Origin of the sequence: Pseudoalteromonas sp. MB47, from assembly GCF_011319765.1 — a bacterium.
Lineage (GTDB): Bacteria > Pseudomonadota > Gammaproteobacteria > Enterobacterales > Alteromonadaceae > Pseudoalteromonas > Pseudoalteromonas simplex.
Window position 1 is genome coordinate 53,780 of record NZ_VFBD01000008.1, and the last position, 26,827, is coordinate 80,606.

20 protein-coding genes are annotated in these 26,827 nt (G+C 41.9%); 13 read left to right on the forward strand and 7 right to left on the reverse strand.

All coding sequences use genetic code 11. The features are described from left to right. Nucleotides 1–2 precede the first annotated feature (2 nt). From mrdA to lipA, 7 genes are all read left to right on the forward strand, one after another. Nucleotides 3–1,883, forward strand: a complete 1,881-nt coding sequence (gene mrdA / locus IMPJCBKJ_RS04360; RefSeq protein ID WP_138602636.1) for a penicillin-binding protein 2 — start codon at nt 3–5, stop codon at nt 1,881–1,883. Next, nucleotides 1,880–2,986 (forward strand): rod shape-determining protein RodA, encoded by a 1,107-nt coding sequence (rodA, locus tag IMPJCBKJ_RS04365; RefSeq protein ID WP_054551671.1) that lies wholly within the window; start codon nt 1,880–1,882, stop codon nt 2,984–2,986. The genes mrdA and rodA overlap by 4 nt, the downstream gene beginning before the upstream one ends. Then, nucleotides 2,986–3,753 carry a septal ring lytic transglycosylase RlpA family protein gene (locus IMPJCBKJ_RS04370; protein WP_063527804.1) on the forward strand — a complete coding sequence of 256 codons (768 nt, stop codon included), beginning with the start codon at nt 2,986–2,988 and terminating at the stop codon, nt 3,751–3,753. Before rodA ends, IMPJCBKJ_RS04370 begins: the two co-directional genes overlap by 1 nt. 54 nt (nt 3,754–3,807) lie before the next feature. Beyond that, on the forward strand, nt 3,808–4,968 hold the full coding sequence (locus tag IMPJCBKJ_RS04375) for a serine hydrolase (RefSeq protein ID WP_054551673.1): 1,161 nt from the start codon (nt 3,808–3,810) through the stop codon (nt 4,966–4,968). Between the two features lie 183 nt (nt 4,969–5,151). Then, the gene (gene ybeD / locus IMPJCBKJ_RS04380) at nt 5,152–5,430 is read left to right on the forward strand and encodes a DUF493 family protein YbeD (RefSeq protein WP_054551674.1); all 279 of its coding nucleotides are present in this window, start codon (nt 5,152–5,154) and stop codon (nt 5,428–5,430) included. Nucleotides 5,431–5,449: 19 nt separating this feature from the next. Beyond that, nucleotides 5,450–6,103: a lipoyl(octanoyl) transferase LipB gene (gene lipB, locus IMPJCBKJ_RS04385; protein WP_166338944.1), complete on the forward strand. Its 654-nt coding sequence runs from the start codon at nt 5,450–5,452 to the stop codon at nt 6,101–6,103. Then, nucleotides 6,100–7,065: a lipoyl synthase gene (gene lipA, locus IMPJCBKJ_RS04390; protein WP_138602638.1), complete on the forward strand. Its 966-nt coding sequence runs from the start codon at nt 6,100–6,102 to the stop codon at nt 7,063–7,065. The genes lipB and lipA overlap by 4 nt, the downstream gene beginning before the upstream one ends. 57 nt (nt 7,066–7,122) lie before the next feature. On the opposite strand, the gene IMPJCBKJ_RS04395 is transcribed toward lipA, so the two are convergent. Continuing rightward, a complete protein-coding gene (locus tag IMPJCBKJ_RS04395; protein ID WP_062564346.1) occupies nt 7,123–7,716 on the reverse strand; it encodes a TetR/AcrR family transcriptional regulator in 594 nt (197 codons plus the stop codon). Between the two features lie 175 nt (nt 7,717–7,891). On the opposite strand from IMPJCBKJ_RS04395, the gene IMPJCBKJ_RS04400 reads away from it, so the two are divergent. Further along, on the forward strand, nt 7,892–8,911 hold the full coding sequence (locus tag IMPJCBKJ_RS04400; protein ID WP_228482534.1) for an MBL fold metallo-hydrolase: 1,020 nt from the start codon (nt 7,892–7,894) through the stop codon (nt 8,909–8,911). Between the two features lie 127 nt (nt 8,912–9,038). After that, a complete protein-coding gene (locus tag IMPJCBKJ_RS04405; protein WP_166339227.1) occupies nt 9,039–10,664 on the forward strand; it encodes a M28 family metallopeptidase in 1,626 nt (541 codons plus the stop codon). Nucleotides 10,665–10,725: 61 nt separating this feature from the next. Here IMPJCBKJ_RS04405 and IMPJCBKJ_RS04410 read toward each other — a convergent pair whose 3' ends face one another. The 4 genes from IMPJCBKJ_RS04410 to fabB form a co-directional block, all read right to left on the reverse strand. Beyond that, the gene (locus IMPJCBKJ_RS04410) at nt 10,726–15,051 is read right to left on the reverse strand and encodes a FimV/HubP family polar landmark protein (protein ID WP_166338948.1); all 4,326 of its coding nucleotides are present in this window, start codon (nt 15,049–15,051) and stop codon (nt 10,726–10,728) included. 321 nt (nt 15,052–15,372) lie between these two features. Continuing rightward, nucleotides 15,373–16,389, reverse strand: coding sequence for an aspartate-semialdehyde dehydrogenase (locus IMPJCBKJ_RS04415; protein ID WP_054551679.1), 1,017 nt, complete (start codon nt 16,387–16,389; stop codon nt 15,373–15,375). Nucleotides 16,390–16,421: 32 nt separating this feature from the next. Continuing rightward, complete coding sequence (locus tag IMPJCBKJ_RS04420) at nt 16,422–17,543, reverse strand: 4-phosphoerythronate dehydrogenase (RefSeq protein ID WP_054551680.1); 1,122 nt, start codon at nt 17,541–17,543, stop codon at nt 16,422–16,424. Nucleotides 17,544–17,675: 132 nt separating this feature from the next. After that, nucleotides 17,676–18,890: a beta-ketoacyl-ACP synthase I gene (gene fabB, locus IMPJCBKJ_RS04425; RefSeq protein WP_054551681.1), complete on the reverse strand. Its 1,215-nt coding sequence runs from the start codon at nt 18,888–18,890 to the stop codon at nt 17,676–17,678. A 180-nt stretch (nt 18,891–19,070) separates the two neighbouring features. On the opposite strand from fabB, the gene mnmC reads away from it, so the two are divergent. After that, the gene (gene mnmC, locus IMPJCBKJ_RS04430; protein WP_166338950.1) at nt 19,071–21,119 is read left to right on the forward strand and encodes a bifunctional tRNA (5-methylaminomethyl-2-thiouridine)(34)-methyltransferase MnmD/FAD-dependent 5-carboxymethylaminomethyl-2-thiouridine(34) oxidoreductase MnmC; all 2,049 of its coding nucleotides are present in this window, start codon (nt 19,071–19,073) and stop codon (nt 21,117–21,119) included. Nucleotides 21,120–21,141: 22 nt separating this feature from the next. Here mnmC and IMPJCBKJ_RS04435 read toward each other — a convergent pair whose 3' ends face one another. After that, nucleotides 21,142–22,599: an OmpA family protein gene (locus IMPJCBKJ_RS04435; RefSeq protein WP_166338952.1), complete on the reverse strand. Its 1,458-nt coding sequence runs from the start codon at nt 22,597–22,599 to the stop codon at nt 21,142–21,144. 142 nt (nt 22,600–22,741) lie between these two features. Here IMPJCBKJ_RS04435 and IMPJCBKJ_RS04440 point away from each other — a divergent pair, with 142 nt between their 5' ends. The 3 genes from IMPJCBKJ_RS04440 (at nt 22,742) to IMPJCBKJ_RS04450 (ending at nt 25,949) form a co-directional block, all read left to right on the forward strand. Further along, a complete protein-coding gene (locus IMPJCBKJ_RS04440) occupies nt 22,742–23,377 on the forward strand; it encodes an SDR family oxidoreductase (protein ID WP_166338954.1) in 636 nt (211 codons plus the stop codon). 249 nt (nt 23,378–23,626) lie between these two features. Then, the gene (locus tag IMPJCBKJ_RS04445) at nt 23,627–24,463 is read left to right on the forward strand and encodes a transporter substrate-binding domain-containing protein (RefSeq protein ID WP_166338956.1); all 837 of its coding nucleotides are present in this window, start codon (nt 23,627–23,629) and stop codon (nt 24,461–24,463) included. Nucleotides 24,464–24,470: 7 nt separating this feature from the next. Continuing rightward, nucleotides 24,471–25,949 carry a methyl-accepting chemotaxis protein gene (locus IMPJCBKJ_RS04450; protein WP_166338958.1) on the forward strand — a complete coding sequence of 493 codons (1,479 nt, stop codon included), beginning with the start codon at nt 24,471–24,473 and terminating at the stop codon, nt 25,947–25,949. Here IMPJCBKJ_RS04450 and IMPJCBKJ_RS04455 read toward each other — a convergent pair. Then, a complete protein-coding gene (locus IMPJCBKJ_RS04455) occupies nt 25,939–26,712 on the reverse strand; it encodes a sulfite exporter TauE/SafE family protein (protein ID WP_166338960.1) in 774 nt (257 codons plus the stop codon). The two genes, IMPJCBKJ_RS04450 and IMPJCBKJ_RS04455, sit on opposite strands and share 11 nt — an antisense overlap. Nucleotides 26,713–26,827: the final 115 nt, after the last annotated feature.

Sequence of the window (26,827 nt, forward strand, 5' to 3'; positions counted from 1 at the left end):
CAATGCGAAAACACAGACCCACGATTCGAGACCACTCGGCTGAAGCAAACTTGTTTGCTCGCCGAGCATTTGTGGGTTTTGTGTTTGTTACACTGTTAATTGGTGTGTTGTTATCTAACCTATACAACATCCAAGTTATCGAACATCAAGATTATCAAACACGTTCGAACGATAACCGCATCAAAGTTATTCCAATAGCCCCTAACCGTGGGCTTATTTACGACAGAAATGGCGTATTACTGGCTGAAAACAAGCCAGTTTATAATTTAGAAGTAATACCCGAGGAAGTTGATAACCTTGAAGAGGCACTGAGCGAAGTTGAAAAAGTTATTAAAATAACTGAGCAACAAAAAGCTGACTTTCTAGATGACATTAAGCACAATCGCCGCTTTAAAAGCCAAGTATTAAAAGCCCGTTTAGACGAAACCGAAGTTGCAAAGTTCTCGGTTAATCAGCATAAGTTTCCTGGCTTTAGTATCGAAGCGCGTTTAGCTCGCTATTACCCTTATGGTGATACCCTTACCCATGCCCTAGGTTATGTTGCCAAACTCAACAAAAAAGAACTCACCAAACTGGAAGCAGAAGACCAAGCAACTAACTACCGTGCAACCCACGACATTGGTAAGCTGGGTATCGAAAAGTATTACGAAGAACTTCTTCATGGTGTGGTTGGTTCGCAGCGCGTTGAAGTGAATAACCGTGGCCGAGTTATCCGCACTTTAAGCCTCACGCCACCTGAGCCTGGTCACGACTTAGTACTTACTTTGGATATTGGCCTGCAACAAATTGCTCAACATGCCTTAAAAGATATGCGTGGTGCCATTGTAGTGCTTGATGCTAAAGATGGCGGCGTTTTAGCACTTTACTCCAACCCAAGTTATGACCCGAATTTATTTGTCCATGGTATCAGCAGCACAGATTACAAAAAGTTGTTAAACCCAGACCGACCGCTAATTAACCGGACCACGCAAGGGCGTTATGCACCTGCCTCTACAGTAAAACCTCATATGTCGATCCTTGCCCTTGAAGAAGGACTGGTAACCGAGCAAACACAAATTTGGGATCCGGGCTTTTTCCAAATTCCTAACGTTGAGCATAAATGGCGAGACTGGAAACGTTGGGGCCATGGTCATGTTGATGTTTATCGTGCTATTGAAGAGTCATGCGATACCTATTTTTACGATGTTGCTTACCGTTTAGGGATCACCAAAATCAGTGACTTTATGACGCAGTTTGGCTTTGGCGAACTCTCTGGAATCGATATTCATGAAGAAACATCTGCCATTATGCCATCGCGAGAATGGAAAGAAGCCCGCTTTAGAGAATCATGGTGGCGCGGCGACACCATTTCTGTAGGTATCGGCCAAGGTTATTGGACCGCAACACCGATGCAAATAGCTAATGCAACCAACATCTTAGTGAACCGTGGACTCGATCATCCTCCGCACCTTGTACAAGTCGCTAAAAAAGAAAACGAAGTAACGCAAATTAATAATGATGAAAAGCCACCTGTAGTATTAAAAAATCCTCATCATTGGCAAATTGCGCTAGATGCGATGCACAACACCGTACATAAAGTCACAGGTACTGCTCATAAAGCATTTAAAGGGGCGAATTATGACCCAGCAGGTAAAACAGGTACTGCTCAGGTTGTGAGTATTGCTCAAGGTGAGCGTTACGACGCAAAATCACTTAAAGAGCGCCAACGTGATAACGCTATCTATGTTGGTTTTGCACCCTATAACGATCCACAAATTGTGGTCTCTGTGGTGGTTGAAAACACCGGTGGTGGTAGTACAGTTGGTGCGCCTATTGCGCGTCAATTAATGGATTACTACTTCTCAGCGAACCCGATTCAAATAGCCCAAAGTGACGCGCCATGATCCCTTTAAATAAAAAACGCTCAATTTGGCAGCGCCTACACCTCGATTTACCACTTCTTATCGCCCTTATGACGATGATGGTAGCCAGCCTTGCTATTGTATACAGTGCCAGCGGCCAAGACTCTGCAATGATGATACGCCACGCAACACGTATGTTTGGCGCTATCTTAGGTATGTTTATACTCGCGCAGTTTTCACCTAACACATTAAAGAGTATGGTTATTCCGCTCTACTGCGTGGGGCTTTTAATGCTGGTTGGGGTGTTGTTATTTGGGGTTAGTTCAAAAGGTGCACAGCGCTGGCTTGACTTAGGTGTTACCCGCTTCCAGCCGTCAGAGCTAATGAAAATAGCCGTGCCAATGATGGTTGCATGGTATATCGGGCGTAACCATTTACCGCCAAGAATCATCCATTTAATTATTGGCTTTGCGATTGTAATGGTGCCAACCATTTTAATTAAAGAGCAACCCGACTTAGGTACCTCTATTTTGATTGCCAGTTCAGGGATATTTGTATTGTTTTTATCTGGACTAAGTTGGCGCCTTATTGGCTTTTTATCTGCTACTGTTGGTTTGGCAGCATGGCCGTTTTGGCATTACGTGATGCTTGATTATCAAAAACAACGGGTACTGACCTTTTTAGATCCTGAAAGCGACCCGCTTGGCTCGGGTTACCACATAATTCAATCGAAAATTGCAATAGGTTCTGGCGGCATTGAGGGTAAAGGCTGGCTGCAAGGTACCCAATCACAATTAGAGTTTTTACCTGAGCGTCATACCGATTTTATTTTTTCTGTACTGAGCGAAGAGTTTGGCCTGTTCGGGGTTTGTTTATTACTTTGTATGTACTTGTTTATTATTGGTCGTGGCTTATATATTGCGGTAAACGCACAAGATGCGTTTGGTAAGTTGCTTGCCGGCGCATTAACACTGACCTTCTTTGTTTATGTATTTGTAAATATTGGCATGGTTTCGGGCTTACTGCCTGTAGTAGGTGTTCCGTTACCTCTAATAAGTTATGGTGGCACCTCAATGGTGACCTTGATGGCCGGATTTGGCATTATCATGTCTATCGCCACCGATAAAAGGATGCTTTTAAAATAATGACACAGCGAGTCAATTACTTACTTATAGCGTTATTTTCTGTGCTGCTAGCAGCATGTAGTTCTTCATCTCAGCAAGGCCGTTATGCTATGGAGCATGATGCAGCCCCGCTTCGAAAACCAACCGAACTTGAAATGCAAGATGCCATAGTCACCCCGGTTGTTAAAAGTGCAAGCGCTAGTCGCCCTTACGAAGTCCGTGGTAAACGCTACACGCCGATGCTCGATGAAACTGGCTACTCTGAAGAAGGCATTGCTTCGTGGTATGGTCGAAAGTTTCACAATTATCACACCTCAAACGGCGAAGTGTACGATATGTTTGCGATGACAGCAGCTCATAAAACACTGCCGCTACCGAGCTTTGCCAGAGTAACAAATTTAGATAACGGAAAATCAGTAATTGTTCGTGTAAACGACCGAGGCCCATTTCATGATGACCGGATAATCGATTTATCTTATTCTGCGGCCTATAAATTAGGTTATTACCGACAAGGTACAGCCCGTGTTAAGGTTGAGGCTGTTACCCTTGCCAATTCTGCCCCTCGTTTAAGCTACATTCAGGTTGCAGCGGGAAGTACTCTTGCTAATGTTGAAGCCCTCGCGTTTCAACTTCGTCAGCAATATCATGTGCCAACAAACATTGTTGAAAAAGATGGAATCTATCGGTTACGTCTTGGTCCAATAAAAGATGCCGCAGAAGCACAAGCAGTTTTAGAAAAGCTAAAACAAAACCAATTTCAGAACGCGTTCTTGCTTTACAGTGAGTAAGACCTTTAGAATAGGTCAACGCAACATGTTTAACTTTAACCATTAATGAGTACGATGAAATCTATAAAATATAAAATCTTAAGTGGCGTTTGTGGCCTTGTTTGCACTGCTAGCGTATTTTCTGCAACAGCCCAAATTATCCCTGCCCCACCTCAAGTTAATGCGAAAGGTTATTTCTTGGTTGATTTCACCACAGGTAAAGTGATTGCCGAAGGCGAAGCAGATACAAAATTAGCACCGGCTAGTTTAACCAAAATGATGACCAGTTATGTAATTGGTACTGAAATCAAAGCAGGTAATATTGCACCAACTGATATGGTTACAGTCAGTGAAAAAGCCTGGGCAAAGAATTTTCCTGAATCATCAAAAATGTTTATCGAAGTCGGTAAGCAGATCAGTGTTGATGACCTTAACCACGGTATTATTATTCAATCAGGTAACGATGCCTGTGTAGCAATGGCTGAACACATTGCTGGTAGTGAAAGCGCATTTGCTGATTTAATGAATGCCCACGCTGAAAAGCTTGGCATGACTAACAGTCATTTCGTGAATAGCCATGGTTTAGATACTAACGAACACTTCACGACACCACGTGATATGGCAACCTTAGGTGCTGCACTTATTCGCGATGTACCAGATGAGTACGAAGTATACGCGAAAAAATCATTCACTTTTAACGGCATCAAGCAATACAACCGTAACTCATTGTTATGGGATGAAAGCATGAACGTTGACGGTATTAAAACTGGCCATACATCAGAAGCGGGTTATAGCTTAGTAACTTCTGCAACTAAAGATGACATGCGTTTAATCGCGGTAGTAATGGGCACAGAAAGCGAACGTGCTCGTAAAGTTGAAAGCAAAAAACTATTGAACTACGGTTTCCGCTTTTTCGAAACAATCACGCCATATAAAGCAGGCGATAGCTTTGCTGAGCAACGTATTTGGATGGGTAACAAAGAAAACGTATCGTTAGGTATCTTAGAAGATACACCTATTACTATTCCACGTGGTCAGCGTAAAAACTTAAAAGCGAACTTCGAGCTTGATAAAACATTAGAAGCGCCGCTTGCTAAAGGTACTAAAGTAGGCACGCTATTCTTACAGCTTGAAGGTGAAGAAATTGCACAATATCCACTAGTTACACTAGAAGAAGTGGAAGAAGGCAGCTTCTTTAGCAAGATCTACGATTACCTACGTTTACAAATTCAGTAATCTGGTCATAAAGTTTATAAACGCCTTGCACCGCAAGGCGTTTTTTTTTGTCTGAAAAATGATAGAATGCGCCCCATATCAGTCGCGCTGGGTCGAGTGCGTCGTAATCTAAGTTTGCTTAACGCCAAGAAATGGCAGAGAACACCTCTATTAAGCACACTCACTGTTTGAGGAGTCACCGTCGTGGTTCAACCTGTAAAAAATACTAAGTTTGACGAGTATTTAGATTTCCCTTGCCCATTCACATTTAAAATCATGGGCTTAGCTAACGTAAATCTAACAGATCAGATCCTAGAAAAGCTGCAACCAATTGCACCTGGCGATTATGCGCCAAAGGTAAAACCAAGCAGCAAAGGTAATTACGAATCTGTAACGCTTGTAGCAACGGTTACAAGTAAAGAGCACATTGAAGAAATTTATAACGTGATCAGCAACATCGATGACGTACGTCACATGCTATAGGCCGATTACGGAGTAAGTCGTGAGCGAAAGAGAATTAATCGTTCGTCAATTAGGTCGTCAGCGTTACATGCCAATTTGGCAAAAAATGCAATCTTTTACCGACACCCGTGATGAGCATACAGCAGATGAAATTTGGCTTGTAGAGCACGAGCCAGTATTTACGCAAGGCCAAGCAGGCAAAGCTGAGCACTTATTAAATACCGGTGATATCGAAGTGATCAAAGTGGATCGTGGTGGTCAAGTGACCTATCACGGACCAGGCCAACAAATGATGTATGTGCTATTCAACTTACGTCGTTTAAACATTGGTGTAAGGGAGCTAGTAACCTGGCTTGAAGAGTGCATTATTGATACGTTAAAAGACTACGACATTGATGCCTACGCGAAAGCGGACGCACCCGGTGTTTACGTTAACGACAGCAAAGTTGCCTCATTAGGCCTTCGCGTTCGCCGCGGTTGCTCTTTCCACGGTTTAGCACTAAATGTAAGTATGGATCTAAGTCCATTCTTACGTATTAATCCATGCGGCTATGCTGGCATGAACATGGTGCAAACAACCGATCTAAACGGTCCGCAAAACCTCGAGCAAGCAGGTGCAGGGCTTGTAAAACACATGATTAAAAAGCTTAATGCTACTGTGGTTAAGCACACTGAAGGGTTTGAAAACGAATGAATAAACCAGTCAAAATGGAACCAGGCGTAAAACTGCGTGATGCAGAAAAAATGGCACTGATCCCAGTTAAAGTTTTACCGACTGAAAAAAACGAAATGTTGCGTAAGCCAGAGTGGCTAAAAATTCGCTTACCAAAATCAACTGAACGTATTGATGGTATTAAACAAGCGATGCGTAAACATGGTTTACACTCAGTGTGTGAAGAGGCTTCGTGCCCTAACCTATCTGAATGCTTCAACCATGGTACTGCGACTTTCATGATCTTAGGTGCTATTTGTACTCGTCGTTGTCCGTTCTGTGATGTTGCCCATGGCCGTCCATTAAAGCCAGACGCAGCCGAACCAGAAAAGCTAGCGCTGACTATTAAAGACATGAAGCTAAGCTATGTTGTAATCACGTCAGTAGATCGTGATGATTTACGTGATGGTGGTGCACAGCACTTTGCTGACTGTATTCGTGAAATTCGTAAGCATAACCCAGAAATCACGATTGAAATTCTAGTACCTGATTTCCGTGGTCGTATGGACAGAGCCCTTGATATCTTAATCGAGACGCCGCCAGATGTATTTAACCACAACCTAGAAACAGCACCGCGTTTATACAAATTAGCGCGTCCAGGTGCTGACTATAAATGGTCACTTGAGCTGTTACGTCGCTTTAAAGAAGCACATCCAGAAGTGAAAACTAAATCTGGTTTGATGGTAGGTTTAGGTGAAGAAATTAGCGAAATCGAAGAAGTGTTACGTGACTTACGCGAGCATAACGTTGATATGCTAACAGTAGGTCAATACCTACAACCTTCTAAGCACCACTTACCGGTTAAACGCTATGTGCCGCCAGCAGAGTTTGATGCTTTAAAAGATTATGCAGACGAAATTGGCTTTACACATGCGGCCTGTGGTCCATTTGTTCGCTCAAGCTACCATGCTGACCAACAAGCAGCTGGTAAAGAAGTGAAGTAATACTTTTACAACTATTTAAAAGCCCGCATTAAGCGGGCTTTTTTATGTTCCAAAATATCAGCGCCCATAACGCGCTAAGAACATTTTTACAGTTTCGCTTATTACTTTGTTATCGGAGTCGCCTTCTTGGCGCTCAAAGCCATACAGCAACGGATAGAAGATCAGCGACTTTAACTGATACACAAACTGTTTTGCTGCAAACTCAACATCATCAATCGTTAAAACCTGTGCTTGCACACCTGCTTCTAAAAACGCCACCAGATCTTGCATACAGCCCATGTTATTACTGGCTAATGATTTTGCTAAATCAGGCTGCTGTAACATCTGCATGAAAGCGACTTTCGCTACTTTTAAAAACTCTTCAGAGGTCAAAAGTGCCACTTCTTGTTCAGCAATGCGTGTTAACTGCTGTGCAATTGGCACAGCGGCATCAAATACTACCGCTTGCTCTTGGCGGACTTTTTCAAACATAAACACTAGAATTGCTTGAAACAACACATCTTTATTTTCAAAGTGATTGTAGACGGTACGTTTTGAGGCACCCGCTAAGCTTGCAACCTGATCCATACTTGTATGCTCAACGCCCTGCTGAAAAAACAATGTTTCAGCTGCATTCAAAATATCTAATCGTTTTCTCTGTGATAATTTCATGGACCCCTCCGATAAGGGTTACTAGTGTAACGCAAAAATAAAAAATGCACTAGATAGTTTACTTTTATAGCAAACCATGAAAAACTACACCGTGTAGTTTACTTATGGTGACGATATGAAATTTCTAAAATGGCTCGCAATCGCCACTCTATGCATCGTGATAGGAGTGTTTATTATGAATAATCAATTAGCCGCTGAAGGCGTGAGTGATAACAGCCACTCTGCGCAGTTATCTGATGGCAAGTTCCACAATACTGCTGAGGTAGAAAGACCCAGCTTTAAGAAAACGCTAGGTATCTTCAAACGCTTTATTACAGAAAAGAAAATTGATGCAGAGCCAACAGGTGAACTGCCTATGCATTCTGTTTCTCATGCACAGCTTGAGCGTTTATCTAATGACACAGTGCATTTTGTAAAATTAGGTCACTCCTCTATTTTAGCGAAAGTGTATGGCGAATACTGGCTATTTGATCCAGTATTTTCAGAGCGCGCTTCGCCTTTTTCATTCATGGGGCCAAAGCGTTTTCAGCCAACACCTATCAGCATTAAAGAGCTACCAAACATTGCTAAAGTGTTTATTTCACACAACCATTATGATCACTTAGATAAAGCAGCAATTAAACAGCTTGTTGATAAAACAGATTCTTTTTATGTGCCATTAGGAGTCGAAAACGACCTGAAAAAATGGGGAGTTGATGAACAAAAAGTCCATAGTTTTGATTGGTGGCAAGAGCAAAATATGGCAAATAGCCAAATTGTATTTACACCAACCCAGCACTTCTCTGGCCGAGGTTTAACAGACGGCAATAAAACCCTTTGGGGCTCTTGGGCTATTAAAGTAAATGACAAGCGCTTTTATTTTAGCGGTGACTCTGGCTATTTTGCTGGCTTTAAAGAGATTGGTAATCGCTATGGGCCGTTTGATATCACTTTTATTGAAACCGGTGCTTACGACAAAGATTGGGCTGACATTCACATGACACCAGAACAATCAGTACAAGCTCACCTCGATTTACAAGGTGATGTGATGGTGCCAGTGCATAATGGAACATTCGATCTGGCCTTTCATGCTTGGTATGACCCACTTAAACGTGTCGCTAAAAAAGCGGGGCAGGAGCAAGTATCACTGAGTACTCCGTTAGTTGGTGAGGTATTTAAAATTCAAGATACCGCCATTGAAAAAGCGTGGTGGTAAAATTGACAGGATGAAAGGTGCATTATTATCCTTTCATCCTGAATAATTAGTTATTTGTAGACTCTTTCTGGACAGCCCCCCTTCGCGTCCCATATAGTGAAACCCTGTGCAATCAACCAGAAAAACTATGACAACTCACCTTAAGTATGCAAGCTTGGCACTTGCAATTGGTTTATTTGGCTGCTCTGAGCAACCAACAACAAGCACTGATAAACCAAACGCTGAAAGCAATGCAGCCGTAAACATTGCCAATGTACGCTCACATATTAAAACCCTCGCCTCTGATGAATTCTTAGGCCGTGGCCCTTTAACTGAAGGAGAAACGCTAACTATTAACTATTTAGCCGATAAATATAAAAAACTCGGCTTAAGCGGTAGTTTTAATGGCGAGTTTTTACAGCCAGTTACTATGGCAAAACTCACTCCAGATCAAAACATGACCTTACAAGTGGGTGATTTAAGCTTTAATGCTGGCAGTGATTTTACCGCCCGTACCCAACAAATTAACCCTGAGATCAACATTGATGGCTCTGATGTTGTGTTTGTTGGCTATGGTATTAATGCACCTGAATATAATTGGGATGACTTTGCAGATATTGATGTAAAAGACAAAACAATTATCGTGCTTGTTAATGATCCTGGTTTTGCCACGCAAGACGACACGCTTTTCACCGGTAATGCTATGACCTACTACGGTCGTTGGACTTACAAATATGAAGAAGGTGCTCGCCAAGGTGCAAAAGCAGTATTTATCGTTCACGAAACTGCTCCTGCAGCTTACCCTTGGAGCGTTGTAGAAAGCTCGAACACGGGTAGCAAATATACCTTAATCGACCAAGATAAGAATGCTTCTGACATCCCTGTAATGGGTTGGATTGATGAGCAAGCGGCAAATGAAATTTTTGCTCAAGCAGGCCTTGATTATCAAACTGAAAAAGCCAACGCACTAAAAGCTGACTTTAAACCTGTCGACTTAAAAGCGAAAGCAGCGCTGACACTGAAAAGTGATATCTCTAAAGCGCAATCGCATAATGTTGTTGCAACGCTTAAAGGTAGCGAAACTCCTGATGAGTACATTGTAATTGGTGCGCACTGGGACCACTTTGGCACCAAGCAAACTGATGACGGTGTGAAAATCTACAATGGTGCTGTTGATAACGCATCAGGTAGCGCAGCAACGGTTGAAATAGCCCGTATCCTTACTGAAATGCATAAGAAAAAACCATTTAAACGCTCTATTATCTTTGCCAACTTTACGGCTGAAGAAACAGGGCTTATAGGCTCAGAGCAATTCGCAACTGGCGAGATTGTACCAACCAAGCAAATGGTCGCGCTGCTTAATATTGATGGTATGAACGTGCTAGACGGCGTTGACTACATATTACAATACGGTAAAGGCATGTCTGAAATGGAAGACTACCTTGCAGATGCAGCGAAAGCACAAGGTCGTCATGTAAAAATGGACCCGCGTCCTCAAAATGGTTTGTTCTTCCGCTCTGATCACTTCTCGCTGGCTAAACAAGGGGTTCCTAGCTTACTATTTATGAGTTTAGGTGATACAGATCCTGATTATATCGCGCACAAATATCATAAAGAAGCTGACGACTATTCAGCAGATTGGTCTTTGGGCGGTGTTAAGCAAGATATTGAACTGATTGTTGATATTGCCGCCAAACTTGCTGATAACGGCGATTGGCCTAAGTGGAAAGCCGAGTCTGATTTCAAAGCTCGTCGCTTACAAGACAAGCAATAACCTTCGCTTAGATACAAAAAACCGAGCTAGTTGCTCGGTTTTTTATTGTCAGTTTTACTTATTACTCGTTAATTTTAGCCTTAAGTGATTGTGCTTCTTCTTGCACTTCCTCTGGGCCATTGGCAATAACATCTTCAATGGCTTGGAGCGCTGCATCAAAGTCGTCTATTTCGATATATGCCCGAGCTAAGTCCAGTTTTGCTGAGTAACCACCACTTTCGGCATCAACATCAGTTGGGTTATCACCTGCTAGTAAGTCATTAAAATCACTCAGCCCTACATCCATATCAACCTCATCATAAGGTTCGTGGTCGAGTGCTTCATCGTCACTTTGTTCAAGTAATGAATCGATATCTACAAACTCATCCGTTGAGGTAGTTTGTTGCTCCTCGGCATCTAATGCCTGTACTTCAGGTGCAACTGGCTGTTCGCTTTCACCCTGTAAGTCTTCATTTAATAGCGCATTAAAATCAACATCGAACTCACTGGCATCAGCAATATCAGCTTCGTCTGGCTCTGCTAGTTCATTTAACAGCGCATCAAAGTCTGTTTGAGTAAGGTCGGCCATAAAATCATCATCGATTTCATCGTCTGACAGCTCACTTAAATCAGCCTCGTCAGCTAAATTAGACTCGATATCAGCTAATGTTTGCTCAGCTTCTCGGGCATCATCAAGTTCAATATCGTCCAATTCGAATTCAGGGAACTCTTCTAATTCGTCTTGGCTATCAGCCACCTCATCGTCAATTGGCGCTTCGCTCGTTAACTCTGTTGTGGCTTCACTCTGTGATTGATCCGATAAGTCGTCCTCAGGATCAAGAAAATCATCTTCTGTAAATTCATTATCAAGCAAGATCTCATCATCAAAATCATCGTCTAGCTGATCAAGCTCATTACCCGTTGCTAATGAATTAGCAAGGTCTTGCTCTGCCTGACTTAACTGTAATGGTGCATCTTCATCTAACTCATTAGAAGTGTCTTCATCAGATTCATCCAATTCAAAACCGGCTTCATCTAGCTCAAGCTCTGGATACTCTTCCAACTCTTGGCTAGGAGTCACGGTATCTTGCTGTAACGGCTCTTCGTCGGCGGTTAAATCAAATTCATCAGTTAGGTCTTCATCTGCTAGCGGATCATCGCCTAAATCAATTTCAACTTCTTCTATGCCTTGCTCTGGTTCATCTATTGACCAATCTGGAGCTTCAACATAATCATCTTCTTCGCCAATTTCATTTAATAACTCATCGACACTTTTCAGTGACGGGTCATCAAATTCGTCAAGGCTATCATCTTCATCTAATAGCTCATCGCTATCTTCATTAAACTCTTGATTAAGCGCCTCATCGATATCAACTTCGTCACTATCATCCGCATCATCAACCAACTCTGATGCAATTGATTCAACATTCATGTCATCAACCGCTTGATCAGCATCGGCTAAATCTTCTAGCGACTCTTGTAGATTCTCATCATGCTCTGCACTGTCACTCTGTTCATGACTTAAATCCGATATCTGCGCTTCAGTGTCTTGCTTCAGCTCATTTGTTTGCTGAATAAGCTCTTCAAGCTCATCATCAACGTCAGAGTCCTGCTCATCACTAGCATCTTCATCAAGTAATGAGTCGATGTCATCGACATCTAAATCATGATCAAGCTCATCTTCGTCAATTAAGTCATCTACACTAGGTTCTTCAATTGACTCTTCAACCAACTCTTCAGATTCAGGCTCTTCTTGAGCTTCATCTAATAGTGAGTCGATGTCATCGACATCTAGGGCATCATCAAGCTCACCTTCATCGATTAAATCGTCTGCACTTGGTTCTTCAATTGACTCTTCAACCAGCTCTTCAGGTTCAGGCTCTTCTTGAGCTTCATCTAATAGTGAGTCGATGTCATCGACATCTAGGGCTTCATCAAGCTCATCTTCATCGATTAAATCGTCTGCACTTGGTTCTTCTACAAGCTCTTCAGGCTGCTCTTCAACAAGCTCTGCTTCAGGCTCTGTCTGAGCTTCATCTAATAATGAATCAATGTCATCGACATCTAAATCATCATCGAGCTCGTCTTCGTCGATTAAGTCATCTGCGCTTGGTTCTTCTGTAAGCTCTTCTGGCTGCTCCTCAACAAGCTCTGCTTCAGGCTCTGCTTGTGTCTCATCTAGCAATGAATCAATGTCATCAACATCTAGGGCATCATCAAGCTCACCTTCATCGATTAAATCGTCTGCACTTGGTTCTTCAATTGACTCTTCAACCAGCTCTTCAGGTTCAGGCTCTTCTTGAGCTTCATCTAATAGTGAGTCGATGTCATCGACATCTAGGGCTTCATCAAGCTCATCTTCATCGATTAAATCGTCTGCACTTGGTTCTTCTACAAGCTCTTCAGGCTGCTCTTCAACAAGCTCTGCTTCAGGCTCTGTCTGAGCTTCATCTAATAATGAATCAATGTCATCGACATCTAAATCATCATCGAGCTCGTCTTCGTCGATTAAATCGTCTGCGCTAGGTTCTTCTTGAACTTCATCTAATAGTGAGTCAATGTCATCAACATCTAGCGCATCATCAAGATCATCGTTTTCTAATGCATCGTTAGCTTCAGCTGCTGGCTCTTCTGTTTGTGCGTCATCGATTAAGCTGTCGATATCGAAATCATCTTCATCGATGAGCTCATCCGCACTTGGTTCTTCGGCTGGCGCTTCGTCTTGAACTTCATCTAATAGCGAGTCAATGTCATCAACATCCAGCGCATCATCAAGATCGTCGTTTTCTAATGCATCGTTAGCTTCGGCTGCTGGCTCGTCTGTTTGCGCTTCATCAATTAAGCTGTCGATATCGAAATCATCTTCATCGATTAGTTCAGCTTCAACGTTAGTTGTTGAGGCATCATTATTTTCATCGAGTAAGTCATCAATATCGTCTAGGTTTACGTCTTGATTAGAATCTGTATTGTTTTGCTCATCAATTAAGCTATCAATGTCAAAGTCATCTTCAGCGTCATCTTCTGCGAGCTCTTCACTAAGCGCTGCCATTTCATCATTAGCGTTATCTAACGAGTCACCTTCATCAGTATCAAATAGGTCATCAATGTCATCTGCACTTAAAATATCACCCGATGAATCTGCTGGAGACTGTTCACTATCTAGGTCTATTTCATCACCTAAACTGTCGTCATCGGTTTGATCGAAATCTTGCTGTAAAAATGCATCTAAATCATTATCGTCAGCGCTATTAGATGAATTATCGCTAAACTCAATATCATCACTTAAAAGCCCTTCTAGCTCATCTTGATTTAAAACACTGTCATCTTCATCGAAACTATCATCAATGCTGTCGTCAAAAATGATGTCATCATCTGGCAGCATGTCTTGGTCTAAGTCGTCATCTAAACGCACACTCAAGTCATCATTGTCTTCGACTGGATCAGGAACTAGTGGATCAGTTTCTATAATTGGTTCTAAATCATCATCAGCATTATAACTTGGGCTTTGAGGTAAAAACTCATCGTCATCGCTGGCATCTGTATCATCATTGGCGCTGTTGCGTTTTTTCAAAAACATCACAACGGCAGCAATGATCAGTAATGCCGGAATAAACATTAATGCACCGAGAACAAATGGGTTGCTCAGTAAACTCGAAAAACTAAACCCACTGTCCTCTTCAATCTTTTTTGCTCTTTGCTGCTCTATGATTTCATTTTGTTTAGTGATCAGTTCTTTTAGCTGCTTTTGAATTTCACTGTCTTGACCAAGCTGATCGCGAACGGTTTCAAGCTCTTTAGAAATACCACTCAGTTGTTTTTTGAGTTTGTTGTTCTCAGCTAAGATTTCTTCAACATTTTCAACCGACGATTTAAACTGCTTTTGAAGCTCAACTAGCTGCGTACCCTGCTCTGTTTTAATGGTGTTGATTTCTTGCTTAAGCTCTTGCTTTGCTTCGTCTACATCAACTTTACGGGCTTGGGTTACTTTCTTTTGCGATTCATTAATTTCAGCAGTAGTCAGGGTGCCGTTTTTCTTTTTCTCCCATAGCTCATCATCTTGTTCAGAACGTGCTTTTGCTAACGTTGGATTGACCGCGCGCATTTCAGCAATTGTTGGGATTTTTAGGTATGCGCCATCGCGCATATGGTTAAGGTTTTGGTCTAAAAATGACGATGGGTTTTTGTCATACAGAGCTTGCATGACCTGATAAATACTTACAGAGTTGTCAGGGCGAATTTTAGCGGCAATGCGCCACAGTGTATCGGTCGGTTTAATTGGACCAATAGAGCGCCCCTGCGCACCATAATCGACACCTTTAGGGCCTTTAAGTGTGGTGCCTTCATCAGAGTATGTCGGTGTTACCACCAATGCAGACGCTAATATGAAGAGTGTTGCTAAACCGCGCATGCTGATCCTTTATGTTTTAAATGTTAACGCAGCAACCTTGGTTGCTTAAACATCAAGTAATTCTTGCAGAATTGATTCTTAATTATGTTTTCTTGCAAGCTCTATTCCAGCTGCAAACTATAGCTTAGTTGCCTTGCAATATCTATTGCAACACCTTGATAGTAAATAGCTTAAATATTAGCGGCTGAGAGACTTTTTTATTGTTATCGTTAAGTTTATACGCTTTTACAACGTATGCGGCAATAATTTGGCAGTGAATTCACAAAAAAAGCGGCAAATTGCCGCTTTCTGTCAAATTTAGCTCAGCCTAAATCATCAGATTTATAAATAATTTGCGATAAGCTCTTCAGCAATCTGCACACTATTTGTTGCTGCACCTTTGCGCGTATTATCACTTACAACCCACATATTTAAACCATGTGGATGCGAAATATCAGCACGTAAACGCCCTACGTATACTGTATCGTTACCACTTGCATCAGACACAGCTGTTGGGTAATCGGCTAAGTCTTCAATAAACTCAACACCTGGTGCATCGTTTAATAGCTGCTTCACATGTTCGATATCTACTGGCATACGCGTTTCAATATTGATCGCTTCACTGTGACCAAAGAACACGGGAACACGAACACAGGTCGGGTTAACCACAACACTGTTATCACCTAAGATCTTTTGTGTTTCGTTAACCATTTTCATTTCTTCGCGGGTATAACCGTTATCTTCAAAACTGTCTATTTGTGGGATCACGTTAAAAGCAATTTGTTTAGGGAAAACGGCATTATCCATCGGACGCGCATTCATTAAGTTTGCTGTTTGCTTGGCTAGTTCATCAACGGCTTCTTTACCCGCCCCCGATACAGCTTGATAAGTTGATACGTTAATACGGTCAATGCCATAAGCATCATAAATTGGTTTTAACGCCACCAGCATTTGAATCGTTGAGCAGTTAGGGTTTGCAATGATGTTGCGGTTTCTGAAATCCGCTAAGCTTGATGCATTCACTTCAGGAATAATGAGTGGCACATCGTAGTCATTACGAAAGTGTGAGGTATTATCAATTACCACACAGCCTGCGTCCGCCGCAATCGGTGCATATTTTTCAGAGACACTGCCGCCTGCTGAAAATAAACCAATGTGAGCTTGGCTAAAATCAAACTCTTCAACATCGATTACTTCAATGCTCTCACCGCGAAATTGAATTTCTTCACCAGCACTACGGCTGCTTGCGAGTAAAAATAACTGGTCTACCGGAAACTTACGATCTTCTAAAGTTTCGATAATCTGACGACCCACTAAACCTGTGGCACCTAATACGGCTACATTAAATTTTTGCGACATGTATTTTCCTCTTTTGAATAAAGCAAATGGCTTTATTCGTTAATTCTAAATCCCAGTGCAGCTAATGCGCCTTCGCATGCACTGTTGGCAGCCACCGACAACGTACTAAACTCGCGTCGTGGCGGGTAATTCTTACGTAAACTATCAAAGCCTTCGCTTGCTAATTTACTGCGTAAAATGCCATCGTCGCGACGCACATCATAAATTAAGTGCACCAAGCGACCTATATCGTCTAGGTTAAAGGTTTCACCTAGCGTGACAGAATGGCTAATTGGCTCTGGTAAAAAATCGTCCAGAGACTTAAGCGCTGCGATGCCTTCAAGCTCACATACTTGCTGATACAGCATTTGTGTACCGCGGGCTTTGCCTTCAAGTGTATGCCCTGCAATATGTACGCTGGCATAACGTACATAATCAAGCAGAGGTGTCAGTATATTGGGTTCGTTTTCCCAAACATCAAGCACACAATCTAATTTTGCGCCTTGCTCAAACAATGCTAGCAATGCTTGGTTATCAATCACATCACCACGGCTTGCATTGATAATCGTCATGCCCGGCTTAAGTGCTTTTAAGCGTGTTTCGTCTAGCATGTGCAAGGTTTTATGTGGCCCTTGTTTAACCAATGGCACGTGAAAAGTCACAATATCAGCTTGGGCTAGTAATGTGTCTAACTCAATATGCTCTGCAAGCTCACCGGCTTCATGTTTTGGTGGATCACATAACAATACATTCATGCCTAGCAAGCTTAACTTATCACGTAAACAGCTACCTATACTGCCAACACCCACTATGCCGATGGTTTTGCCTTGTAACGAGCTGGCATTTTCTTGGCTCAAGGCATACAAGCAGCTAATAACATATTCAGCAACCGCCACAGCATTACAACCTGGTGCGCTGCTAAATGCGATATTTCGCTCAGCAAGTAACTCGGTATCAATGTGATCAACACCTATGGTTGCTGTGCCCACAAATTTTAATTTATCTGCTTGAGTGAGTAAGGCTTTATCTACATTGGTAACAGAGCGGGTTAACAAGATATCGACCCCGACTAGCTGCTCGGGTTGGAGATTACGGCCATCAAATCGCTCAACATCACCAAAATCGGCAAAGTACTGCTCAACCAATGGCATATTTTGATCTGCAAGAATTTTCATTTGTGTGTCCGAGAGGCAGAAAGTGGCGCTATTGTAGCGAATTTATCAGTATTCGGATAGGTAACAACTAAGACTTTATAACAAATGAAAAAGCCGAGCTATTGCTCGGCTTTAAGCAAATACTGGAGAGGTTTAACCTTTATATTTGCTCATTACTAATGTGGCGTTAGTGCCACCGAAACCGAAGCTGTTAGACATAACTGTATTTAGTTCAACGTCTTTACGCTCAGTTACAATATTTAGACCTGCAGCTTGCTCATCTAGTTCATCAATGTTGATAGATGGAGCAACAAAGTTATGCTCAAGCATTAATAGCGAGAAGATTGCTTCATGAACGCCTGCTGCACCTAGAGCGTGACCTGTCATCGCTTTGGTTGCACTGATCATTGGCGAGTTACCACCAAATACTTCTTGAATAGCGCCAAGCTCTTTCACATCACCAACAGGTGTAGAAGTACCGTGAGTATTTAAGTAATCAATACCGCCTTCAAGACCTTGCATTGCTTGCTTCATACAACGTACAGCGCCTTCACCTGATGGAGCTACCATGTCGTAGCCGTCAGACGTTGCACCGTAACCAGTGATTTCTGCATAAATGTGCGCGCCACGAGCAAGTGCATGCTCAAGCTCTTCGACAACAACGATACCGCCACCACCAGAGATAACGAAACCGTCACGGTTTGCATCGTATGTACGTGATGCTTTCTCTGGTGTTTCATTGTACTTAGTAGACAATGCACCCATTGCATCGAATTCCATTGCTAGCGTCCAGTGAAGCTCTTCACCACCACCTGCAAAGATGACGTCTTGCTTACCTAATTGAATTTGCTCAACCGCATGACCGATACAGTGTGCAGATGTCGCACATGCAGAGCTTAGTGAGTAGTTAACACCTTTAATTTTAAATGGTGTTGCAAGACACGCCGAAGTCGTACTCGCCATAGTACGTGGTACCATGTAAGGACCAACACGTTTTACGCCTTTTTCACGTAAAATGTCAGCCGCTTCAACTTGCCATTTAGATGAACCACCACCTGAACCCACTAATAAACCAGTGCGCTCGTTTGAAACTTGATCTTCACTAAGGCCAGCATCTGCAATCGCTTGTGACATTGAGATATAAGCGTATGCAGCAGCATCGCCCATAAAGCGCATTGCTTTACGATCAACAAACTCTTTAACATCAATATCGATTTTGCCAGATACGTTACTACGTAGGTTGTAGTCAGCAAACTCTTGGTTGAACGCGATACCACTACGGCCTTGTTTTAATGATTCTAATACTTCTTCTTTGTTGTTACCGATGCTTGAAACAACACCGATGCCCGTAATAACGGCTCTTCTCATGGGTAATTACCTTAGCTCTATACTAAATTGTGTTCTATTTTACGCTGAAATTACTCTCGAAGTGGTCAGCTTTCTAGCGTACACATGTACTCTGAATGTCTAGCTTATAAATAACGCCAGACTATTTCAAAGAAAACACGTAAAATAATGAAAAAAAGTTTGTAGTTAATTAGTTAAACCATGATCAAAAACGCACATATTCATTTTAATCACCTTGGTACCCCTGTCGCCGATCAGTTTGACGATGTTTATTTCTCTAATGATGATGGCTTAGCCGAATCACATTATGTGTTTTATCAACAAAACCATATCCCGCAACGATTACAAAATCATGACCGTAACCACTTTGCAATTGCTGAAACAGGCTTTGGTACCGGGCTTAACTTTTTAAATACATGGCAACACTTTGCAGCTCACCTTGATAGGCAGCATGCAGAGCAAGAAGTTCAAAATCAACACGACCATAGTGGTAAAAAAAGTGTTACCCGCCTGCACTTTATCTCTTTTGAAAAGTTCCCTATTAAGCGTGATGACCTCGCTCAAGCACTCAAAGCCTGGCCTAATTTAACTGAATATAGTGAGCAACTAATTGCTCAATACCCAATTAATTTGGCCGGCTGTCATCGCCTTGAATTTGCTGGCGGCAAACTAATACTCGACCTTTATTTTGGTGACGTACAAGACAGTATTGATGCCATGAGCTACCCAAGTGAAGGGATTGTCGATGCGTGGTATTTAGATGGCTTTGCTCCAAGCAAAAACCCAGATATGTGGCAACAGAGTTTGTTCAACAAAATGCGGGCTATCTCAAGATCAAATGCCACACTCGCCACTTTCACTGCCGCAGGCTTTGTCAGAAGAGGACTCATCGAAGCAGGCTTTAGCATGAGTAAAGCTAAAGGCTATGGTAAAAAACGCGAAATGCTGATTGGCGAGCTCACTGAGCCTAATGAGCAACAATCAGGGCCTGCCTATTTTGCTCATCAGCAAAGTGAATTGAGTAATGTGGCTGTTATTGGCGGTGGTATTGCCAGTAGCAGTGTACTGTATTCACTGGCAAAAAGAGGCCTAAAAGCCACGCTTTTTTGCCAAGATGAAGCGCTTGCCATGGGCGCTTCTCACAATGTACAAGGGGCTGTTTATCCGCATTTGCAAGCGAAGAACTCACCGCACAGTGAAATGTTCGCTCATAGTTTTTTATATGCGATGCGTCTATACCAACAATTACTTGATGATGGTTTTGACTACCCTCACCAGTGGTGTGGTGTATTACAACATGCGGTTAAACAAGGCCTAGCTGATAAACATCAAAACCTTGCCGATAAAGAACTTTGGCCAGCTGAATTAATGCGTAATGTAAGCGCTGAAGAAGGCGACGAAATTGCCGGTGTCGATACAGGTTACTCAGGCGTATTCTTTGCAAAAGGCGGCTGGGTAAATCCACCAGCCCTGGTTACAGCACTCTTTAATGCGGCAAATTCGTTAACTGCCACTACCAATAATAAAATGGACAGTCACTTTAATTGCCATATTGAAAAGCTCGAAAAAACCGCTGACGGCTGGTTACTACACAGCAAAGAGCAAACATTCGGGCCATTTAGCGATGTGATTAATTGTGCAGGTGAACACAGTGACCAGTTTAGCCAAACTCAAGCGCTACCTGTTGTTGGTGTGCGCGGCCAAGTCTCGCATGTGCAAGCAAGCGAGCAGTCAAAACGCTTAAAGACCGTGCTTTGCCATAAGGGCTATTTTACTCCTGAATATCAGGGCCATCATTGCATGGGCGCGACCTTTGAAAAAAACTCAAAAAGCCGTGAAGTTAAAGAGCAAGACAACCACATCAATCGCGAACAACTGTTAAGTTTTTACACAGACAGCGAGTTTGCAACGACCTTAGGTGAGATAACAGCCGCGAAAGCAGCTGTAAGGTGTACCTTCATTGACCATTTACCTATGGCTGGTGAATGGGCTGAACAAAGTGATTATGTAAGCGCGTTTGCTAATCTTCGCTTGGGCAAGCGTTATCAGTACCAAACGTTAACAAAACCTCAGCAAGGCTTGCATGTACTCACAGGCTTTGGTGCAAGAGGCCTGTGCAGTGCCCCCCTTTGTGCTGAACATTTAATTGCTTGTTTAAATAATGAACCAAGACCATTTAGCGAACGCGTGAGTCAAGCTATTCACCCCGCCCGCTTTATTGTTCGTGACCTAATTCGTAATAAAATTTAAGGGGCTAAAAAGCCCCTTTTGATTAATTACTTAATCGCTCAACTAGCTCTACGCGCCGGTTTAACTGACGACCCAAATCGTTTTTATTATTGGCAGCTGGCGCATAAGGGCCTACACCATAACCAATTAAGCGCGACTCTTTAATGCCATATTGACTCACGAGCGCTTTAACAACCGCTTTTGCTCGTTTAGATGACAACCCTAAATTATATTCTGGGCTTCCTTTATCATCAGTATGACCAACAACGTACAAGTTTAAGCTGTTATTTTTATTTAAAACATCCGCAATCACTTTTAATGACTCGGCTGACTCAGGTTTAATGTCTGATTTATCATGGTCAAAGTAAATGCCATAAATGGCTGCTTTACCTTTTTGCTCTAGTTGCTTTAACACCTGATCCGGATTGGTTTTAACTAAATCTCCTTGTAAAGGCTCTGTTCGAATTATAACAAGTTGCACTCGCGTAGTGCCTTGGTAATTACCCACAAAAAATGCGACAAAGGTTGTTTGATTTTCTATGGTGTTTTTCATTAACTGATAGCGCGGCTGGCGATAATAGTTATAAACTTGTTTTACCGACAAGTGATCACCAAGTGCTTGTATTGCCTTACGGTCGTCACCACATGCTTGACGTTCGCAACTAAATACCGTTTCAAAGCCTTCTTTTGTTAAGGCAGACACATAGTTATGAAAAACCTTAAGGGTTGATACTTTTCTAATTTCATAAGTAATACGAGTGATATCGCCTGTCACATCTTCGGCAGGTAGCGCTTTGTTTTTACGGTTAAATATTCCTGTTGGTAGTGAAAATTCTTCGTAATCAATTTGCTCGTAGTCTTCAATAAAACTACCAGGATAACGGCTAAGTAATGGATGATCGCTTGAGCCTCTAATATCGTCTTTAGGTGCTTTGGTAACTGGATTTGATTGCTGTTTTGCAAAAGCAGCTGTATTGGCTTGTATCAGACCTGTTTCAAGCTCCATAATCGCAATTGAGCTACTCATAACACGCGTTTTACTGTTGTACTGGCCAACAAATAACGACACTGCAAACTCAGGCTTTTCACCTTTAGTGGCAAGCAGATAATAAGGCTTACGATGATAATTATAGAGCTGAAAGTAACCGACTTCCTCTGCAAAATCACTGCTGTCACCGCAAGCATCTAGCTGACAAGAATAAACAATATTAAAGCCATCTGTGAGTAGAGCGTGTTTATAGTTTTCAAATACTTTGAGAGTGGCAACATTGTTTATTTCGTACAAAGTGTGGTTAACATCGCCAATAAAGTCTGTGTAACTAAATCGCTCTGCTGACTTTTTACTGCCATCAAACTGGCTCATTAATTTTGTCTGTTCGCCACTGAGTTTAACCGACTTTTCAACCTCACTATTTGGATAAGGCGATAGCCATTGATTGGCAGATACCGCATTGCAAAATGCTAATGTTATCACCACCAAAAGATTAAAATATATTTTCACTTTAAGTCCTTTTAATTGAGTTTGTACCTAATTCAATACTATGCCAAATAATACTTTTTTATTCAAAGTTTGCTTGTACCCCTTTAAAAATAAATCCACACCCCAAGGTCTTTAGTTACACAGCAATTTGAAGGAGTTTGATATGAAGACCTTAATCATTGGCGCAACGGGTCAAATAGGTAAAATGACCACCGAAAAAATGCTGGCAAGCGGTCATGATGTAGTGGCTTTAGTTCGAGACAAAAGCAAGCTGAGTGCGCTTGAAAGTAATAATTTAACAATTGTAGAGCAAGACCTCGAAAACGATTTTAGTCGTGCCTTCGAAGGGGTTGAACAAGTAATTTTTAGTGCTGGATCTGGTGGTGCAACAGGTGCAGATAAAACCTTACTGATAGATTTATGGGCCGCAGTTAAAGCGATTAATTATGCGGTAGATGCCAAGGTTAAGCACTTTATTATGGTGAGCTCAATCGGTGCTGATGCCCCAGACAACATTGAAAGCAGTATAAAACCGTATTTAGTTGCAAAGCACATGGCTGACCAACATTTAATCAATAGCGAGTTAAATTACAGTATAGTCAGACCCGGCACGCTATTAGATGATGCAGCAACGGGGCGATTAACCACCACGCGCCCTGCAACGCGCCAAGATGCGGTTATCAACCGTGAAGATGTAGCAAATACCCTGCTATACCTTGCTGAACATACACCGAAAAAACCACAAGTGTTTGAATTGTTTAATGGTGATAAGTCAATCTATGACTTACTGGATGCCTAATTTAAACTATAAACTTTAGCTGGATAAAGTTAACTTTATCCAGCTCCCTCCTTAAATACCCACCCAAACAATTAATTTTTTGTAAGTCGCAATGAATAAAAACTTTATATTTCAATGCTCTAATTATTTTTATTTTAAATTAGCTTACAAATAAGCATTGCTGTGCCCTATTTAATGATAAAGCAGTAATGACATTAAACGCCATATGGAATTAATATATTATTTACAAAAACGAAACAATGGTGTCCAATGCATTACACCCTCATTATTCTATGTCTGGCCTTTGCTTCTGTAAGTTATTCTCAAGAAGTTAAGATACAAAGTAATAGTAGTAACACTTCTTTACCCTATAAATTGTTAACCCAAGCAATTGAGCGAGCGGGTTTAAGCTACTCGCATCCATATAATAACTTTAAAGATATTACCGATGCTCGAATGTTAAACGACTTACAAAATAAGCAGCTTGACGTTATCTGGAGCATGACTTCAAGACAATTAGAGGAAGATTACCAAGCCGTTTATATTCCTTTGTTTCGTGGCTTACTTGGCATGCGAGTAGCATTAGTGAAAGCACAAAATCGCGAGCTGTTTAGCTCGGTAACTAGCTTGCAAGATTTAAAGCGCTACACCGCAGGGCAAGGTAAAACCTGGCCAGATACGAAAATATTAAAAGCGAACCAACTGCCCGTTGTTACCACATTAAAATACCCTAACTTATTCCCAATGCTTGAGGGTGAGCGCTTTGATTATTTCCCACGTGGTATAAATGAACCTTGGGATGAAATTGCCAATCATTCGGAGCTTGACCTCATTGTTGAGCCGCACTTGATCATAAAGTACACCGCACCTCTTTACTTTTTCGTCAATAAAAACAACCTTACACTACACCAACAACTAAGCGATGCCCTTAACGAGATGATCGATGATGGCACTTTTAACGCGATGTTTTTGGCAGACAGCCAAGTACAAACTGTTTTATCAAAAGCCAACTTGAGCTCGCGTCGCGTCATTGAGCTTGAAAACCCAACGTTATCGTCGAACACACCAAATAAAAATAGCCCTTTGTGGTTTAACCCATTTCAATGAGCGCATAATGAAATCACTAAAATATAAAATGACCTTGGCACTGTCTTTGTGCCTTTTCTTAAGCGTGATCTTCGTGATCAGCGCAAACTATCTGCTCGCAAAGTCGAGTCAAACACAACAATGGCAAGACGACATCACAGCCCTTAATGAGCAACTGCAGGTTATTTTAGCTGAGCCGGTATTCTCTTACGATGAGCCGTTAATCAATCAGATTATTAAAGCCTTTTCGCAAAACAAACATATACATAGCATTTCAGTGACAGACCATCGTAATAAGCTTCTTGCCTCAATCATCAAACAAAGTAACAGCGCATCGGTTAGCAAAACTATTGATTTGCACTATTTAGATAATTTAATTGGCCACATTAAAATTGGTTATTCACAACAAGCGCTGCATAGCACCACTGCTAATTCGACACGCACTATGTTTATTACCCTGCTGGTCTCATTTATCACCCTAGGTACCGTGATTATTTATATCGTGCGGCTTTTAGTGATAAAACCAATCGATAGCGTAAACAGCCTTGTTGATGAAATTGTCAAAGGTGAAGGCGACCTTACAAAACGTATTAGCTATCAATCTAATGATGAAATTGGTTACTTGGTTAATGGCTTCAACCGATTTATAGCGCAAGTACAAGAAATAATTACAGAGTTAGGCAGCACTGCCAGCGAACTTGAAATGATTGCCAGCAGAGTAAACGAAGCATCTGTTCGCTCAAAAAATGAGGCCGAACTTGGATACAACCGCACTGATTCAGCAACCAATGCGCTTAGTCAGTTAAGTGAAGCAACCAAAGAAATTGCTCAAGGAGCCAACCAAACCGCGCAGCAAACAACCGATGTACATCGCTTATGCCAACAAGGCGAACAAAACATGAATGCCAATGGCAATATTGTTGATGAGTTAACTGCACAACTAGACCACACTTCAAATGTAGTTAAACAATTAAACGCCAGCAGCAATGAAATTAGCCAAGTGCTCGATGTTATAAAAAGCATTGCCGAGCAAACCAATTTGCTGGCTCTAAATGCTGCTATTGAAGCGGCTCGTGCTGGTGAATCTGGTCGAGGCTTTACCGTGGTCGCCGATGAAGTAAGAGCGCTTGCTAGTAAAACCTATGATTCAACATCTGAGATTGAGTCGATTATTGTATCGCTACACAATAATACCTCTGATTGTGTAACCGCAACGGAGCAAAGTAAGTCACTGAGTGATAAAGTAAGCCAAGCGAATCAAAAAAGCCAAGCGGTGTTTAAAGATATTGCTAAACAAATCAATACCATTAATCAAATGAACGAAAGCGTGGCGGCAAGTTCTGAAGAGCAAACCAGTGTCACCGCTGATATCTTAAATACTATGCAGCTTATTAACCAAGGCGCTAAGAGTCTATCGCAAGAAGCTCAGCACCTTGATAACACCATAGGCCAGCTCAATGAATTGGAACGCGGCATCGTTGCTAAATTGGGTTTGTTTAAATACTAAAAGCCATAATCCCCTGCCACGCAAGTTGCAGGGAAAGCACTGTTAACACTAAACGAAAAATCTTTTTAAATTTATCTGACGAAATGCGGTGCAATAACTTAAGGCCAAGCCAAGTACCTAAAGCACCGCTCATTATCATGAGCATAATCAGCGGCAACCACTGCCAAAATGCAAACCCCACAGCCCCATATAAAATCGCTTTTAAGGTATGTTGTACTGTCATGCAGCTTGAGAAAGTGGCGGTAAATTTAAGCTTATTATAATTATTTACGTATAAGCAGCTGCCAACTAAAGGCCCACTTGCCCCTACAAACATCGAAATAAACGTAGTCCAACCCCCAGCAAGAACCCGCCATAACTTTGAGGTTTCTCTGAGTTTTGGCGTCACACCCCACAGTAAATAAAGCACAAAGGCAGCGACCACTATTTTCATTAATTCAAGGGGAATTGATGTGACAATCGTTGAGGCAACCAGCGCTCCTATGACTCCCCCTAGTGAGAAGTACACAAACATAGCACCATCAATATGTTTAAAGGTGAACAAAAAGCGGTTTGCATTAGAGCCTAACTGCACTAACCCATGGACAGGAATAACCACACTCATAGGAAGCATGGATGCCATGATCACCAGCAGCATTAATCCACCACCCGCACCAAAAGCCGCTGAAACCATTGAAGTAAAGCCCGCAACCACAATGAGCATGATTGTGCTGATCGGACTTAATAAATCTCCACCCAAAAACTGCCAACTGATCAAATCCATTGTTACGCTTTAAATAGTGTGTTTGAGCTAACGCTATCATGACTCACCACTATTAGCGATATATTGGAAAATAGTTTCGACTAAAAGACCATATCAACCAAAAGAGAAGTGCCCC

Bases quoted from the DNA above. Each gene is read 5' to 3' on its own strand.
- IMPJCBKJ_RS04445 (WP_166338956.1), top strand. From the start codon at position 23,627: ATGCATTACACCCTCATTATTCTATGTCTGGCCTTTGCTTCTGTAAGT.
- IMPJCBKJ_RS04415 (WP_054551679.1), bottom strand. From the start codon at position 16,389: ATGTCGCAAAAATTTAATGTAGCCGTATTAGGTGCCACAGGTTTAGTG.
- IMPJCBKJ_RS04395 (WP_062564346.1), bottom strand. From the start codon at position 7,716: ATGAAATTATCACAGAGAAAACGATTAGATATTTTGAATGCAGCTGAA.
- IMPJCBKJ_RS04450 (WP_166338958.1), top strand. From the start codon at position 24,471: ATGAAATCACTAAAATATAAAATGACCTTGGCACTGTCTTTGTGCCTT.
- fabB (WP_054551681.1), bottom strand. From the start codon at position 18,890: ATGAGAAGAGCCGTTATTACGGGCATCGGTGTTGTTTCAAGCATCGGT.
- mrdA (WP_138602636.1), top strand. From the start codon at position 3: ATGCGAAAACACAGACCCACGATTCGAGACCACTCGGCTGAAGCAAAC.
- IMPJCBKJ_RS04405 (WP_166339227.1), top strand. From the start codon at position 9,039: ATGACAACTCACCTTAAGTATGCAAGCTTGGCACTTGCAATTGGTTTA.
- IMPJCBKJ_RS04420 (WP_054551680.1), bottom strand. From the start codon at position 17,543: ATGAAAATTCTTGCAGATCAAAATATGCCATTGGTTGAGCAGTACTTT.
- IMPJCBKJ_RS04440 (WP_166338954.1), top strand. From the start codon at position 22,742: ATGAAGACCTTAATCATTGGCGCAACGGGTCAAATAGGTAAAATGACC.
- IMPJCBKJ_RS04370 (WP_063527804.1), top strand. From the start codon at position 2,986: ATGACACAGCGAGTCAATTACTTACTTATAGCGTTATTTTCTGTGCTG.
- rodA (WP_054551671.1), top strand. From the start codon at position 1,880: ATGATCCCTTTAAATAAAAAACGCTCAATTTGGCAGCGCCTACACCTC.
- mnmC (WP_166338950.1), top strand. From the start codon at position 19,071: ATGATCAAAAACGCACATATTCATTTTAATCACCTTGGTACCCCTGTC.
- IMPJCBKJ_RS04455 (WP_166338960.1), bottom strand. From the start codon at position 26,712: ATGGATTTGATCAGTTGGCAGTTTTTGGGTGGAGATTTATTAAGTCCG.
- IMPJCBKJ_RS04400 (WP_228482534.1), top strand. From the start codon at position 7,892: ATGAATAATCAATTAGCCGCTGAAGGCGTGAGTGATAACAGCCACTCT.
- lipA (WP_138602638.1), top strand. From the start codon at position 6,100: ATGAATAAACCAGTCAAAATGGAACCAGGCGTAAAACTGCGTGATGCA.
- IMPJCBKJ_RS04375 (WP_054551673.1), top strand. From the start codon at position 3,808: ATGAAATCTATAAAATATAAAATCTTAAGTGGCGTTTGTGGCCTTGTT.
- IMPJCBKJ_RS04410 (WP_166338948.1), bottom strand. From the start codon at position 15,051: ATGCGCGGTTTAGCAACACTCTTCATATTAGCGTCTGCATTGGTGGTA.